Annotated in this window: 9 protein-coding genes; 5 read left to right on the forward strand and 4 right to left on the reverse strand. The window is 67.2% G+C overall.

What is annotated here, in order from left to right; translation table 11 throughout:
* Positions 1-34 precede the first annotated feature (34 nt).
* From F8O08_RS04485 to mfd, 3 genes are all read left to right on the forward strand, one after another.
* Positions 35-685, forward strand: coding sequence for a 50S ribosomal protein L25/general stress protein Ctc (locus tag F8O08_RS04485; RefSeq protein WP_158037229.1), 651 nt, complete (start codon positions 35-37; stop codon positions 683-685).
* A 116-nt stretch (positions 686-801) separates the two neighbouring features.
* Positions 802-1,434, forward strand: coding sequence for an aminoacyl-tRNA hydrolase (pth, locus tag F8O08_RS04490; protein ID WP_158037230.1), 633 nt, complete (start codon positions 802-804; stop codon positions 1,432-1,434).
* 191 nt (positions 1,435-1,625) lie between these two features.
* On the forward strand, positions 1,626-5,627 hold the full coding sequence (mfd, locus tag F8O08_RS04495; RefSeq protein WP_158042993.1) for a transcription-repair coupling factor: 4,002 nt from the start codon (positions 1,626-1,628) through the stop codon (positions 5,625-5,627).
* Between the two features lie 553 nt (positions 5,628-6,180).
* On the opposite strand, the gene F8O08_RS04500 is transcribed toward mfd, so the two are convergent.
* The gene (locus F8O08_RS04500) at positions 6,181-7,344 is read right to left on the reverse strand and encodes a hypothetical protein (RefSeq protein ID WP_158042698.1); all 1,164 of its coding nucleotides are present in this window, start codon (positions 7,342-7,344) and stop codon (positions 6,181-6,183) included.
* Between the two features lie 76 nt (positions 7,345-7,420).
* On the opposite strand from F8O08_RS04500, the gene F8O08_RS04505 reads away from it, so the two are divergent.
* Positions 7,421-8,092 (forward strand): TetR/AcrR family transcriptional regulator, encoded by a 672-nt coding sequence (locus F8O08_RS04505; protein WP_158042699.1) that lies wholly within the window; start codon positions 7,421-7,423, stop codon positions 8,090-8,092.
* A gap of 489 nt (positions 8,093-8,581) precedes the next feature.
* Here the strand turns inward: F8O08_RS04505 and F8O08_RS04510 are convergent, their stop codons facing one another.
* The 3 genes from F8O08_RS04510 to F8O08_RS04520 are packed head-to-tail and all read right to left on the reverse strand — an operon-like array spanning position 8,582 to position 13,009.
* Positions 8,582-9,334 (reverse strand): MazG family protein, encoded by a 753-nt coding sequence (locus F8O08_RS04510; protein WP_158037233.1) that lies wholly within the window; start codon positions 9,332-9,334, stop codon positions 8,582-8,584.
* Positions 9,327-10,481, reverse strand: coding sequence for an ABC transporter permease (locus F8O08_RS04515; RefSeq protein ID WP_158037234.1), 1,155 nt, complete (start codon positions 10,479-10,481; stop codon positions 9,327-9,329). Before F8O08_RS04515 ends, F8O08_RS04510 begins: the two co-directional genes overlap by 8 nt.
* The gene (locus tag F8O08_RS04520) at positions 10,481-13,009 is read right to left on the reverse strand and encodes an ABC transporter ATP-binding protein (protein WP_158042700.1); all 2,529 of its coding nucleotides are present in this window, start codon (positions 13,007-13,009) and stop codon (positions 10,481-10,483) included. The genes F8O08_RS04515 and F8O08_RS04520 overlap by 1 nt, the downstream gene beginning before the upstream one ends.
* A gap of 184 nt (positions 13,010-13,193) precedes the next feature.
* Between F8O08_RS04520 and hisS the strand changes: the two genes are divergently transcribed.
* A complete protein-coding gene (gene hisS, locus F8O08_RS04525) occupies positions 13,194-14,549 on the forward strand; it encodes a histidine--tRNA ligase (protein WP_158042701.1) in 1,356 nt (451 codons plus the stop codon).
* The last annotated feature ends 68 nt before the right edge of the window (positions 14,550-14,617 follow it).

Below are 14,617 nucleotides of genomic sequence, written 5' to 3' on the forward strand. Positions count from 1 at the left end.
GCATGGGGCGCATCCCACAGACCAAGGAGACAAAATGGCAGACAACGCCGAGAACACCTTCGACGCCATCGTGCGCACCAGCTTCGGCAAGGGCGCTTCGCGTCAGCTGCGCCGCGAGGGCCAGACCCCCGCAGTGATCTACGGCCACGGTGCAGAGCCCGTGCACGTCGCACTCGAGGCCCACCAGCTCGGCCTCGCACTGCGCACCTCGAACGCCCTGCTCACCGTCAAGACCGGTGACGACGAGCACCTGGTGCTCGTGAAAGACGTCCAGCGCGACCCGGTGAAGCGCATCATCGAGCATGTCGACCTGCTGGCGGTCAAGCGTGGTGAAAAGGTCGAGGTCGAGGTGCCGCTGCACCTCGTCGGCGAGCCCGTCGGCGGAACCATCGCCGAGACCGACCTCAACACCATCCTGCTGAGCGTCGAGGCCATCGCCATCCCCGAGAACGTCAAGATCGAGATCGAGGGCGCCGAAGAGGGCACCAAGATCTTCGCCAAGGATCTCGTGCTGCCCGAGGGCGCCGAACTGGTCACCGATCCCGAGGCCCTCGTGCTCTCGGTCATCATCCCGAGCGCGGCCGACATGGGTGACTCGGCTGACGAGCTCGCCGTCGAGGCCGCTGAGGCCGAGGCCGCAGCCGAGGCTGAGGGCGCCGGCGACGCCGAGACGACCGAGGCCTGATCGACTCGATCAGCCGCTCTGCTGGGCCGTGTCGCGTTCGTTCGCGCGCGGCCCAGCTCCACCTGCAGGCACATTGACGGCTGGCTGTCAGACAAGAAGAGAGCATTCACCGCACCGTGAGTGACACCCCGTATCTCATCGTCGGTCTCGGCAACCCCGGGCCCGACTACGAGGCGACCCGACACAACGTCGGGCACATGGCCGTCGAGCGCCTCGCCGACGACCTGAGCGCCGGATCGTTCCAGCGCAACAAACGCGCCAACGCCTTCGTAGCGACGGGCGTGACCCGAGCATCCGCCGCGAACGCGGCGCATGCGCCGGGCCAGACGATCAAGCTGCTGCTCGCACACCTCGGCAGCTTCATGAACACCTCGGGCGGCCCCGTCGCCGCCCTGCTCGATTACTACAGCATCACCCCCGATCACCTGATCGTGGTGCACGACGACCTCGACCTGCCGTTCGGCACGCTGCGCCTTAAGAGCGGCGGCGGTCACGGCGGGCACAACGGTCTGCGCGACATCATCGCCGCGACGAAGACCCGTGACTTCTCGCGGGTGCGCGTGGGCATCGACCATCCGCCGGGTCGGCAGCCGGTCGCCGACTATGTGCTGCGTCCCTTCTCAAGCACCGAGCGTCGCGAGCTGCCCATGCTGGTGAGCGATGCGGCGGATGCGGCGCTCGCCCTCGCTGCTGAGGGTCTCGAACCGGCCCAGCAGCGTTTCCACGCCCCGCACGACAACCGAAAGTGAGTATGGCAGCCAAGCGCAGGAACGCCGAGACCGAAGCAGCTGAGGCGGCCTTCGTGCTGCCGGATCACGCCGAGTCGATCACCCGAGCCTTCGCGGGCACCGAGGCCTTTCAACGAGTGCGCGAAGCGATCGACGAACGCGACCTGAACGTCGTCGGCATCGAGAGGCTGCGCACGGCGCTGCTGGCGGCGATGATCGACGAGTACTCAGGCGACCTCGCTGCGGCGAACGCCGGGGGGCAGTACCTGATCATCACGCCGACGGGGCGTGAGGCCGACGTGCTGCTGCGCGCTCTGCGCGAGCTGCTGCCAGAAGCCTCGGTGCAGGAGCTGCCGGCGTGGGAGACCCTGCCGCATGAGCGACTGAGCCCGTCGCCGCAGGTCACCGGGCAGCGTCTCGAGGTGCTGCGCTCACTCGCCGACTGGCGCGATGCGCGCGGTGCAGGCGGCGAGGCGGATGCCGCGTCGAGCTCCGAGCAGACCCCGGCTGCAGAGGGCGGCGCGGCTGCGGCTCAGCCGCAGGTGCAGATCGTGATCGCGAGTGTGCGAGCGGCACTGCAGCCGGTCGCCGACAACCTCGCCAGCATTCGCCCACTGCATGTCGCGGTGGGCGAGGACCACCCGCTCGAAGAGTTCGCCACCCGCCTCGTCGAGATGGCCTACGCACGCGTAGACCTGGTCACCCGTCGCGGCGAGTTCACCGTGCGCGGCGGAATCATCGACGTGTTCCCGCCGACCGCCGACTATCCGGTGCGCATCGAGCTGTTCGGCGACGAGGTCGATACCATCAAGCCGTTCCACGTGGCCGACCAGCGCACCGACGAACAGCAGCTCGACCAGGTCGACATCGGCGCCAGCCGTGAGCTGCTGCTCACCGAGCACGTGCGTCAGCGCGCCGCCGAGATGCAGCACGAGTTTCCGAACCTCTCGGGCATGCTCGAGAAGCTCTCGCAGGGCATTCCGGTCGAGGGCATGGAATCGCTGGCTCCCGCGCTCGACGATCATCTCGTGCCGATCACCGACTACCTCGCGCGCGATGCCGTCGTCGCCGTCGTGAGCCCGGAGCGAGCCCGTACCCGCGCCGAGAATCTGGTCGCGACCAACCGCGAGTTTCTCGAGGCGGCGTGGAGTGCCGCAGTCGCCGGAGCCGAAGCGCCGATCGACCTCAGCGCCGGCGAGTATCTCGACCTGGACGCGCTGCGCAAGGCGGCATCTCCACGCCACTGGTGGCAGCTGTCGCCGTTCGACAGCGAGATCGCCGGCGCCGACACGGGTGGGGCGGATGCCGCAGACGCGCCCGCCGGATCGGTGCCCGTGGTCGCGCGGGCCGTCCCGAGCTTCGCAGGCGACGCCAACGGCGCGGTCGAGCATGTTCGCGCTCTGCTCTCTGACGGCTGGCGCGTGGTGATCACGGCGGCTGCCAAGGGCACGGCCGCCCGCACCATGCAGCTGCTTGCCGATCAGGAGGTCGCCGCGCGCGCCGCATCCGCCGGAGCCATCGAGGCGGGCGTGGCCAGCATCCTCGTGGCCGACGTCGACGAGGGCTGGGAGCTCGCCGACGAACGGCTGGCGCTGATCACCGAGGCCGAGTTCTTCGGGCGCACTGCCAGCTACAACCGCGGCCAGCCGAAGAAGCTGGCGAGCCGGCGACGCAAGACGGTCGATCCGCTGCAGCTGAAGCCCGGAGACCTGGTCGTGCACGACAAGCACGGCATCGGCCGGTTCATCGAGCTGACCAGCCGTGAGGTCGGCGGGCGTGACGGCCGGCATCTGCGCGAATACCTCGTGATCGAGTACGCACCGAGCAAGAAGGGACACCCGGGCGACCGGCTCTACGTGCCGACCGACCAGCTGGACCAGCTGACGCGGTATGTGGGCGGGGAAGACCCGACGCTGTCGAAGCTCGGCGGCTCGGACTGGTCGCGCACCAAGAGCAAGGCCCGCAAGGCGGTGCGCGAGATCGCGGTCGGGCTGGTGAAGCTCTATGCCGAGCGCACCCGGGCGAAAGGGCACGCCTTCGGGCCAGACACCCCCTGGCAGCACGAGCTCGAAGAGGCCTTTCCGTACGCCGAGACGCCTGATCAGCTGCAGACCATCGACGAGGTCAAGCACGACATGGAGCGCGAGATGCCCATGGATCGCCTGCTCGCCGGCGACGTCGGCTTCGGCAAGACCGAGGTCGCGGTGCGTGCGGCGTTCAAGGCGATTCAGGACGGCTACCAGGTCGCGATGCTGGTGCCGACCACACTGCTTGCGCAGCAGCACGCCGAGACGTTCGCCGAGCGGTATGCGGGTTTTCCGGTGAAGCTGCGCACGCTCTCGCGTTTTCAGACGGCGAAAGAGACCGCCGACACGATCGCAGGACTCGCCGACGGGTCAGTCGACATGGTGATCGGCACCCACCGCATTCTGAGCAAGAGCGTGCACTTCAAGAAGATCGGGCTGGTGATCATCGATGAGGAGCAGCGCTTCGGCGTCGAGCACAAGGAGCGTCTCAAAGAGCTGAAGACGAATGTGGACGTGCTCTCGATGAGCGCCACGCCGATTCCGCGCACCCTGGAGATGGCTGTCACGGGCATCCGCGAGATGTCAACGCTCGCGACACCGCCCGAGTCACGTCACCCGGTGCTCACGTATGTGGGGGCGTTCAGCGACAAGCAGGTCGCCGCGGCGGTGCGACGCGAGCTGCTGCGCGAGGGGCAGGTGTTCTATGTGCACAACCGTGTCGGCGACATCGCCAAGGCTGCGGCGCACATCGCCGAGCTGGTGCCCGAGGCACGCGTCGGCGTCGCGCACGGACAGATGGGCGAGAGCGAGCTGGAGCGGGTCATCGTCGACTTCTGGGAGCAGAAGTTCGACGTGCTCGTCTCGACCACGATCATCGAGACCGGCATGGACATTCAGAATGCGAACACACTGATCGTCGACGATGCACAGCGCTATGGTCTGTCGCAGCTGCACCAGTTGCGCGGGCGTGTGGGGCGCGGGCGCGAGCGTGCCTACGCGTACTTCCTGTACGACCCGGAGAAGACGCTGACCGACACCGCCCACGACCGGCTTGAGACGATCGCTGCGAACAACGAGCTCGGCGCCGGCATGCAGGTCGCGATGAAAGACTTGGAGCTGCGCGGTGCGGGCAACCTGCTGGGCGGCGAGCAGAGCGGACACATCGCGGGAGTCGGGTTCGACCTGTACCTGCGGATGGTCGGCGAGGCCGTCGACGCGTTCAAAGGCGGGGATACTGCGGAGCAGATCGAGCTTCGGCTCGAGCTTCCGGTCGATGCGCACATTCCGACCGATTACGTCGACTCGGAGCGACTTCGACTCGAGGCCTATCAGAAGCTGGCGACCGCCTCGAGCCCGACCGGGCGCGACGGAGCCATCGACGCGGTGGTCGAGGAGTTCGAAGACCGCTACGGCAGGCTGCCGCTGCCCGTGCGCAATCTCATCTCGGTGTCGCGTCTGCGGCGCGCGCTCGCGGGCTCCGGGCTGGCCGAGGTCATCGCGGTGAGCGGTCGGCTGCGCCTCGCGCCGCTGGAGTTGAGCGATTCGCTGCAGATGCGCCTGCGCCGGCTCTACGGCTCGTACACGATGCTGCCCGCGGGCGGCGGGGCGCTGATCACCGTGCCCGAAGAGCTGCTGGGCTTGGACGATGTGCAGCCGCTGGTCGACTGGGTGACCGGAGTTCTGGTCAGTCTCGAAGTGATCGAGGCTCCGGTCGCTGCTGCGATTGAGAGCTCTGACGCTGGGGCTGAGAGCAGCGGTGTCGGCACTGGGGGGAGTGCTGGCGGTGTTGGCGCTCCAAGCGGGGCAGGTGTTGGCGCTGAGAGCGGCGCCGCAGGTCAGACGGGGAGTCGACGTGGCACAGGTTCTGCGCGCACCAGTGCCAGACGGACCGACAGCGGCGATTCGGCGTCGAAGGGATCTCGTGCTGCGGGCGCAGGGCGTCAGGGCCGCAGTGCATCGGCCGCTTCTCGGTCTTCAGAGGCTGGCTCGGCTTCTGAAACCCACGCTCAGACCAGCGCACACGGGGAGGCGGGGGAGAGCGGAGCATCCGCATCATCTGCCTCAGACCGTGATTCGGGTGTTGCCCGGCCGCAGACCTTCGAGGAGCGAGCCGCCGCCCGTCGTGCCGCGGCCGATGCTCGCGCGCGCGAACGCAGGGCCCGCCGGCGCAAGGCCGACGACTTCTGATTCGGGCGGGGCTGTTTCTGGTCTTGGACTGCTGTGATTCCACGCTGGGTGGGACCGAGGCATGGGAAATGCTGTTTCTGCCGATCGAGACATGGGAATTGTCGCTCTAGGCGATCGAGGCATGGGAATTGTGGCTCTAGGCGATCGAGGCATGCCAAGTGTCATGTCTGGATGCGGTGGTGCAGCATTTGCGGCGGCTGGATGGGGTGGGCAGGCTAGGGACCGAGACGCAGCACGATGAAAGGAGTGCCACAGGACTCGAGTGTGCAGAACCTGCTGAATGGGGTCGGTGGCTGGCTGCGAGTGTGCAGAACCTAATGAGCGGGGTGGATGCTCGGGCGCGAGTGTGCAGAATCTGTCGAATGGAGCCGGTGTCTGAACTCGAGTGTGCAGAACCTGCTGAATGCGGGGCGAGTGTGCAGAAGTGGTGGGCATCGTTTGCTGATGTCCGCAGGTTTTGTACTTTCGGCATCTGCACACCCGCGCAGCATCCTCTATGGCGCCCCGAACCCATATTCAGACCGCCCCGTCGAAGCGCCCCGCCCGGCGTCGGTCAGGCCGTCTTGCCTCCACGCCGCCCGCGCAGCATGGCCCCGATCACCAACAGCACGACTCCAGCGGCTGCCCACAGCAGCAGGGTCAACCACTGTCCGCTCGTCGAGGCATCAGGGAAGTAGCTCAGCGACTTCATCAGGCTCACGACCGTGCCGTTCGGCAGTTGCGCGCCGAACGTCCCCATGAACCCCGGCAGAAATTCGTTCGGTACCATGATGCCGCCCCAAGGCGTGCCGATCAGCAGAACGAGCGCGACCCCGATCCCCATGCCGGCAGGGCCGAACAGCGTGCCGAGTCCCGCGATCACCGAACTGATCGCCAGCGCACCGAGACCCAACGCCAGCGCGTGCGCCCAGTAGCTGCCCGGGATCATGTCGAACCACGGGCCGAGCACGGCGGCACCGATGAGTCCGGCTCCGAGTGCGGCGACGCCGAGCGTGATCAGCCGCGCATAAGGCCGTTTGACCATGAGCATCGAGAACATGCCGCCCATCATGCCGGCGATCAGAGCGGGCAGCATGGTGAGGTTCCCCGCGAACGCGTTGCCTCCGCCGACGACATCGGTGACCGTGACGGTGGTCGCAGCCTTCGCCTTCTCGTGCAGCGTCTGCTGCATGGCCAGAATCTGTTCGGCGGATGCGCCCTGCGATTTGGCTGCGGAAAGCGCGTCGTCGATCGCCTGGTCGCTCTTTTGCTCCAGCCCCTGTCGCATGCCGGTGGCGACCTGACCAAGCATCTGCGTGACCTGTGCGTTGCCGGCCGACGCGGTGAGGAATTCGGTGCCCTGTTCGCCGACGATCACGGCGCCGTCGACGTCGCGGCGCTCAATCGCGCCGATTGCGGCGTCCCGGTCGTTCTGCTGGGCGAATGAGAACAGATCCGCCTGCTGTGCGGTGAGAGCGGATTCGATCTGCGACACCTGTGCATCGGGGCCGGCGACGGCGAGTCGAATGCCCTCCGGGTGCATCTGACTCATCGGCCAGAGGAAGGCACTTACGAAGACGCCACAGATTACGGCGACCAGCAGGCCGGGCGCGAGCGCCTGCATCCATATCGGAAGGGGACGCTTCGCAGGTTTGCCGCGACTGGCCGGTGGCGCTGATCGCGTCGTGTTCTCAAGCGGCGTGCGCTCGTCGTCTGTCGGGCGATTCTGCGGGTTCATGGGGCTCCTTGTGTCGCTGTTTAGTAATTCAACACTCATTGAACTCAACGTGCGTTGAATAATGTAGCATGGGTGTATGCGAGACACCAGCGGCACAGCGAGACGTACCCCAGGGCGGCCGAAAGGCGGCTCGACGAGCCGCGAGCAGATTCTGAAGGCAGCTGTAGAGGTGTTCGCCGAGCGCGGGTATGAGGGGGCGAGTCTGCGTGCGATCACGACGCGCGCGGGGGTCGACGTCGCGTTGGTGAGCCACTTCTTCGGCGGCAAACAGGGACTTTTTGACGAGGCCGTCACCCAGCACGCCGAGCGTATGCTGAGCAACCTGATGAAGATCGATCCGGAAAGCGCCGGTGCTCGCGATCTGCTCGACACCTATTTCTCGATGTGGGAGTCGCCCGAGACGGCCCTCATGGTGCGGGCGCTGTTCCGTGCCGCTTTGGAATCTGAAGACAGCCGCGAACGCCTGCAGCAGATGGTGACGAATCGTCTGATCGTCGGTCTGGCACAGCTCGCCGCGCGCCGTGGGGCTGCCGATGCCTCAGCGGATGCGGTGGCTGGAGCCGCCATCGATGTCGCAGCCGACGGCACGATCACGGTTCAGAGTCAGCTGCTCGCGGCGCATCTGCTCGGTGTCGGCATCTCCCGCTACATCATGAAGGTGACACCGCTGGCAGATCTGAGCCGTGACGAGCTCGTTGAACAGCTGATTCCTGCGGTCGAGGCGTATTCGTCCGGTTGCCCGCGCTGATGGTCGCAGGTTTTGCACTTTCGGTGGTCAGCGAGTGGGGGCGGGTGTGTTTGAGCCCCCAAGTGTGCAGAAACCGCTGATCGAGGCATGGAGAACGGTGTTCCAGCCGATCGAGGCGTGGGAAATGTTGCTCTCAGCGATCGAGACATGTCAACTGCCATGTCTGGATGCGGTGGGGCGGCATTTGTGGCAGTTGGATGTGATGGGTGTCTGGGCTGGAGGCTCAGCGCACTGAAGCGTGTCCAGCTGACCGCGAGCGTGCAGAATCTGTCGGATGGGGCCGGCGGCTGGGCTCGAGTGTGCAGAACCTGCTGAAGGGGAGGGGCGACCACGCGTGGTGCGCAGAAACCGCCGGCCCTAGATACCAATGTCCGGCCCCGCACCAATGGCCGGCTCCGCACCAATGGCCGGCTCGGCACCAATGGCTGGCCCGGCACCACTTGCTAGCCCAGTACCGTTTCCAGCCCCGTACTACCTGCCAGCCCAGTACTACTCGCCCGTGCTGTCGCTGCCCGTGCTGTCGCCCGTCACACCGATGACTCCGGCATCAGAGCCGGCCTGCTCGGCCGCGTGAATCTCGCCCTGAAAATCACGCAGCGTCGAGCGCAGCGCCCGCTCCGAATCGAGCCCGGACGCCTTCGCCGACGCCACGATTGCAAGCAGCAGCTTGCCCAAGTCATCTTCGTCTTCGAGCTGAAACGCTCCGGGCTGGGTCGCATCGAGCAGCCCCAACTTGTGCGCGCGACCGATGACCTTGTCAGCGAGTGCGAGCGCGGGCAGATCCTGCGGAATCCCATCGAGCACGCTGGTGCGCTCGCTCTTCTCGCGGGCCTTGGCCGCATCCCACACCGCAACCACTTCGTCGGCAGTCTCGGCATGCGCATCGCCGAAGACGTGCGGATGCCGATCGCGCATCTTCTTGTCGACCGCGGCCGCGAGGTCGTCGATGTCGAACCGCCCCTCGGTCTGGGCGAGGCGCGCGTGAAAGAGCACCTGGTAGAGCACGTCTCCGAGCTCCTCTTTCAGCGCGGCGGTCGCCTGCTCAGACCCATCGTCGGTCTCGATCGCGTCGAGCGCCTCGTAGGTCTCTTCGAGCAGGTACTTCGCGAGCGAGCGGTGGGTCTGCTCGCGATCCCACGGGCAGCCGCCCTCTGCGAGGAGTGTGTCGACCGTGTCGACCAGCCCGTCGAGCCCCGGATGATCGGCGGCGGCGGCCGCGTTCGAGAACAGCGAGTCAGCCAATGCGCTGCCCCTTCGCAGAGTTGCGGTACGGTGCGCGGGTGCGCGACGTGGCCCACCCGAGCAGAATCAGCGAGAGCACGACCTGCCCTGCGATGCCCCAGAACCACACCGGCTGCGTGCCGGCCATCTGCTGCTCAGGAGTCTTCGAGTCGGCCGACCACTCGCACTCCTCGATCGTCTCGACCGGAATCGTCGAGTGCTGCGCCTTGCGCAGTTCGACCTTGAGCGTGGTCAGCAGGTTCGTCGGGTACCCGACCGCAGTTCCGGCGTCACCATGCCCGAAGCGGGCGGGGGTGGCATCCGCCAGAATGACGAACGGGTTCGCTGCCAGCACAGGCCAGACCAGATCGGGGCGCTGATAGCTGCGCTGCTCAGAGACGACCTGGCAGCGTCGGCTCTGCGTGCCCTCGCCGGGCTGCGTGCCGTCGGCGGATGCTCCCTCGCCCTGCGACTGCGCGCCGCTGCCCGCCTCGCCGTCAGTACCAGGCTGTCCGTTCGACCCGTCTGCGGCAGAACCGCTCTGCTGGCTCGAGGCTGTGACATGCGTGTTCACCTGGACGGTGCGCTCGCTGGTCAGCAGCGCAGCGCCGATGTTGAACGCGAAGACGGAGCCGACGCTCAACAGCGCGATCACGAGGTATGACATCGCGGTCGCGGCACCGGCGCGGCTGAAGATGCCCGAGAACGCGACCGAGATGGCTGAGAAGAAGGCGAGCTCCAAGAAGAGCACGACTAACGCGGGCACCACGATGATCCAGCCGACATTGCCGATGACCGCTGCGAAAAGCAGGAACGGCAGTGCAACCAAGACCAGCACGAGCGAGGCGATCCAAGCGGCGAACGCCTTGGCCCAGACGATGGTGGCAGCCGAGACCGGCGCGGTCTGGACGAGTGCGAGCACTCCGCTCTCACGATCGCCGTTGATCGACCCGCCGCCGAGTGCGGGCACCACGATTGCGGCGAGGAACAGGGTGAAGTACAGGATCAGCGAGAACAGCCACGCGCCCATGGGCTGGCCGTTGCTCTGGCTGATGAAGTAGGCGCCGGCGGTGAGCCCGCCGATTGCGAGCAGCCAGATGATCAGCAGTGGGAGCCACCCAGACCCGCGCATACGCTGGCGCAGCTCGAGGCCGATGAGTGTGAGCATCAGCGGTCACCTCCTTTGCGGTCGGATCGGTCGGTTGTGCGACCTGCGCCCCTGCCGCGGCCCTTGCGGGGCCTCTCGTGCGAGGCTTCGGCCGGCCCGTCGCTATCGTCAGCGGCACCGCCGACGGAGGCGTCAGCCGTGTCGTCTGTCTTCGCGCCGAGCGCGTCGAGCACCGACTCGGTCGTATCGGCCGGAGCCTGCTGCTGCAGAGCCCGGAACGTCTGCTCGGTCGCGCTGAACGCCGGGCTGTAGTCGTGTACCGGAACCCCGGCGATCACGAGCCGCGCGAGCAGCAGGTTCGCCGCCTCATCGCTGCCCATCAGCACTTCGACGGCCTGCGTGACCGGGTCGAGATCGAACGGCGTCTCGAACCGCTGCAGGGCCTCGAGCAGCGCCTGCGGGTCGAGACTGCGGATGCGCCACGCGCGCGGTGCGGTCGCGGCCTGATTGACCTCGGCTGACGAAGCGCTGACGCCTTCGGTGAGATAGACGACGTGGTCGGCGTAGTCGTCGAGACCTTCGAACCAGTTGGTCGAGATGACCACCGTCTTGCCCTCGTCGGCGAGCTGACGCAGCGCGGCCTGCACGCGATCGCGGCTGATGTTGTCGAGACCTGACGTGGGCTCGTCGAGCAGCAGCACCTGCGGGTCGTGCACGAGCGCCCGAGCGAGCGAGAGCAGCTGACGCTGACCTCGCGAGAGCTGCCGCGCCTGACGCTTGGCCACATCGTTGAGCCCGGTCTTGGTCATCAGATCGATCGTGCGCTTGCGCGCCTCGGCCCGAGGCAGTCCGTAGAGCCGAGCGAAGGTCTGCAGCGTGTGCCGCACGGTCATGCGCGGCCACAGCGGAATGTGGTCGGGCACCCATCCGATCGACGAGCGGGCATCCTGCGGGCGGGCCACGGCGTCGATGCCGTTGATGCGCACCTCGCCGTTCTGCGGCTTGAGCAGCGTCGCAAGAATCTGCAGCACTGTGCTCTTGCCGGCGCCGTTCACGCCGACCAGAGCGGTGACATGCCCTGATCGTGCGGTGAAGCTGACATCGGTCAGCGCCCGGTTCTTGCGGCCGAACGACCGCTGCAGATGGCGCACTTCGACGTTGCGTTCGGTGATGAGCGGCGCCGATGAAGGTTCGAGCTCATCGTCTTCGGCCGGCGTCTGAGTCGCGGCCGCGGTCACGCTCGGGGCGATCTGGCGTGTGGATGCGGCATCGGGCGCATCGTCCCGGTCGCCTGGTCTCGGGGTGGCTTCGACGGTCTCTTCGGGAATTTCAGCGGTAGGCTGCTCGGCGACCTCGGCAGCCGCAGCGGCGACTGACGCATCACGGGCAGACGCCGGTGCCAGAGGCGCGGTCGCCGCTTCGAGCGGCGCGGGCTGCGATACGGGCTTCGCTGCTGCAGCAGGCTCTGTCGTCGCAGGCTCCTCGCTCGCAGGCGCCACAGCAGCTGCCGGTGCGTCGTCGAGCGAGATCGGCGTCGCAATCAGCGGCTGTGCTGACGGATGCGTATCGACGTCGACGTCTGGATCGTACGTCGACGTGGTGCGAGGGGCTCCGTCGAGCGGAGGCTTCTCGGCGTCGTCACTCTGCTGTGCGAGGAGTGCGCTCGCCGCCGCCTCTTGCGGGGCGACCGGATTCGGCTCGGTCACTGGGGCCGGTGCGTCTTCCTGCGAGCTCTCTGACTTCTCTGAGCTCTCTGAGTTCGCAGGGCGCTCTGAGTTCGCTGAGTCCTCTGGGCGCTCTGGCGCCGGTGCTGCTGCAGCTGCTGCAGATGCTCCTGCGGAGGGCGCTGATGATGCTGCATTAGCAGAGGGCTCAGGCGCTGACGCCTGTGCAGCTTCGCCCGTGGACGGGGTCTCGACAGCCGAGGCCAGGGCGCCTGCAGCTGCATCGCCGCTCTCGGTCTTCTGCGCATCGACTGGCGTCACGTCATCGCGTCGTGGCTCAGCAGGGGGAGTCGCGGTCGCACTCGAGGTCTCTGAGATGTTGGCCTTGGCGGCATCGACATCGGCGGGTTTCACCGTGCCAGTGGCATCAGCCGCCCCCGCATGATGCTCATGCAGCGGGTCGGGTGCTCCGGCGGGCCGGCGGGCGCGAGCCGCGCGCAGGATGCGGGCAGCATCCGCCGCGGCCTGACCGCTGTCATAGACGGGGCGCTCGGGCATTGCCGGCGGAACGAACCGATCACCCGGCTGTGTCGCCGCACCGGAGACCTGCGGGCCGTGCGCATCGAGGCCGGCTTCAGCCGCACTCGGCACATCGGACTTCTGGTCACCTGCGGCTGAACCGCCGTCAGCGCCGGCTTCGGGTACGTCGATCGACTGCGGGTCGACTGGGTCAGCGGATGCGATGAACCCCTCGGGCTCACCGATGGGCGCCGTCTGTGGGTGCGGTTCGTTCGCAGGCCGATCGGCATCGACCGTGGAGGGGCCAGGCTCGGGCACCTCGACGGTCGTCTCGGCCTTGGTGCGCTTGCGCCAGCCGAAAAGACCGCGCTTGTGCTCGTGCGCGTCGTTCTCGTTGTTCGCCATGCTCCGCCTCACTGATCGGGTTCAGACACCTGTCTGAACATTCAGCCTAAGCATGAACCTCTGACATACTCTGTTCCTCTTCGGCGCGCCCCGCACATTCCGCGTGTGAGATCCACCGCCTACGGGCGTCCTGCACCGGCTTGCGGAGCCGCCGACCGGGCCACGCGTGGCATGATAGACAACCATGGCTCAGCAGATCAATCCGCCTCGCGGCATGCGCGACTTCCTGCCCGCTGACAAAGCACGCCGAGAGCGTGTGCTGTCGACGATTCTCGACACCTACCGTCGACACGGGTTCACCCAGATCGAGACACCGGTGCTCGAAGAGCTGAGCAGGCTGACCTCGGGCATGGGCGGCGACAACGAGAAACTGGCCTTTCGCGTGCTGCGTCGCGGGCTCACCCCCGAGAAGCTGCAGCGCGCGCTTGAGACGGGAGACGAAGCCGATCTCTCAGATCTCGGCCTGCGCTTCGACCTGACCGTGCCTCTGGCGCGCTACTACGCCTCGCATCACGCCGAGCTGCCCAAGGTGTTCCGTTCAATTCAGGCCGGGCCGGTCTGGCGGGCCGAGCGCCCGCAGAAGGGCCGCTACCGCCAGTTCGTGCAGTGCGACATCGACATTCTGGGCGAGCCGAGCGTGCTCGCCGAGCTCGAACTCATCACCGCTACCTCGGCGGCGCTCGCTGAGCTGGGGCTCACCGGGGCGACCATCCGCATCAACGACCGCGGCATCCTCAATGCGATTCTGGCCGACTCGGGCTTCGCCGAGGCCGACACCGCTCGCGTGCTGATCAGCATCGACAAGCTCGACAAGATCGGTGCCGATGGCGTGCTCGCCGAACTGCGCGAAGCCGGCCTTGGCAGCCAGGCAGAGCGTCTGGGAGGCTTTCTCGAGCGTGTGGAACGGCTCGGGCAGCAGCCACTCAGCCGCGAGGCGATCACGACGGCGCTCGGCGACATTGAGGCACCAGCGGCAGTGGAGAATCTGGTCACCATTGCAGACGCACTCGCTGCGACGGCCGCCGGCGACGCATCCGCCGCAACCACGGCTGACGCCGCCGGTGTGCGCCGCAAGGGCGCGCCGGCAGCGGCGAAGCTCGTCTTCGACCCGACCCTCGTGCGCGGCATGGGCTACTACACCGGTACGATCTTCGAGATCTCGCACCCCTCGTCGAAGTCGTCCGTCGGCGGTGGCGGCCGCTACGACGGCATGATCGGACGCTTCTTGGGGCAGCAGGTTCCGGCAGCCGGGTTCTCGATCGGCTTCGAGCGCATCATCGACCTCGTCGACGATTCGGCGTCGGGTCCCGAGGGCGGCCTCGTGCTGCTCGCCGACCGCAGAGCCGCTGCCGCGAATCTCATCGTGATCAAGGCGCAGGCTCTCGCGCAGACCGACCACACACGTGTCGACATCGTCACCGAGCCCAAGAAGGCGGGCAGGCTGCTCGACGAGCTGGTGGCCGACGGGTACACGCACTTCGCACGCGTTCCGGCGGATGCCACGTCACTCGCCGAGATCGAGGTGCGCGCGCTGGGCTGAGTGCGATGAACGTCTGCACGACGACGGAAGCTCTGGCCGCGCTGGTGCGCGCCCGGCCTCCTGCGGCG

The sequence above is a fragment of the Pseudoclavibacter sp. CFCC 13611 genome, from assembly GCF_008831225.1.
Lineage (GTDB): Bacteria > Actinomycetota > Actinomycetes > Actinomycetales > Microbacteriaceae > Pseudoclavibacter_A.

Coding starts and splice junctions, on each gene's coding strand:
- F8O08_RS04515 (WP_158037234.1), bottom strand. CDS start 10,481: ATGCTCACACTCATCGGCCTCGAGCTGCGCCAGCGTATGCGCGGGTCT.
- F8O08_RS04505 (WP_158042699.1), top strand. CDS start 7,421: ATGCGAGACACCAGCGGCACAGCGAGACGTACCCCAGGGCGGCCGAAA.
- mfd (WP_158042993.1), top strand. CDS start 1,626: ATGATCGACGAGTACTCAGGCGACCTCGCTGCGGCGAACGCCGGGGGG.
- F8O08_RS04520 (WP_158042700.1), bottom strand. CDS start 13,009: ATGGCGAACAACGAGAACGACGCGCACGAGCACAAGCGCGGTCTTTTC.
- F8O08_RS04485 (WP_158037229.1), top strand. CDS start 35: ATGGCAGACAACGCCGAGAACACCTTCGACGCCATCGTGCGCACCAGC.
- F8O08_RS04500 (WP_158042698.1), bottom strand. CDS start 7,344: ATGAACCCGCAGAATCGCCCGACAGACGACGAGCGCACGCCGCTTGAG.
- hisS (WP_158042701.1), top strand. CDS start 13,194: ATGGCTCAGCAGATCAATCCGCCTCGCGGCATGCGCGACTTCCTGCCC.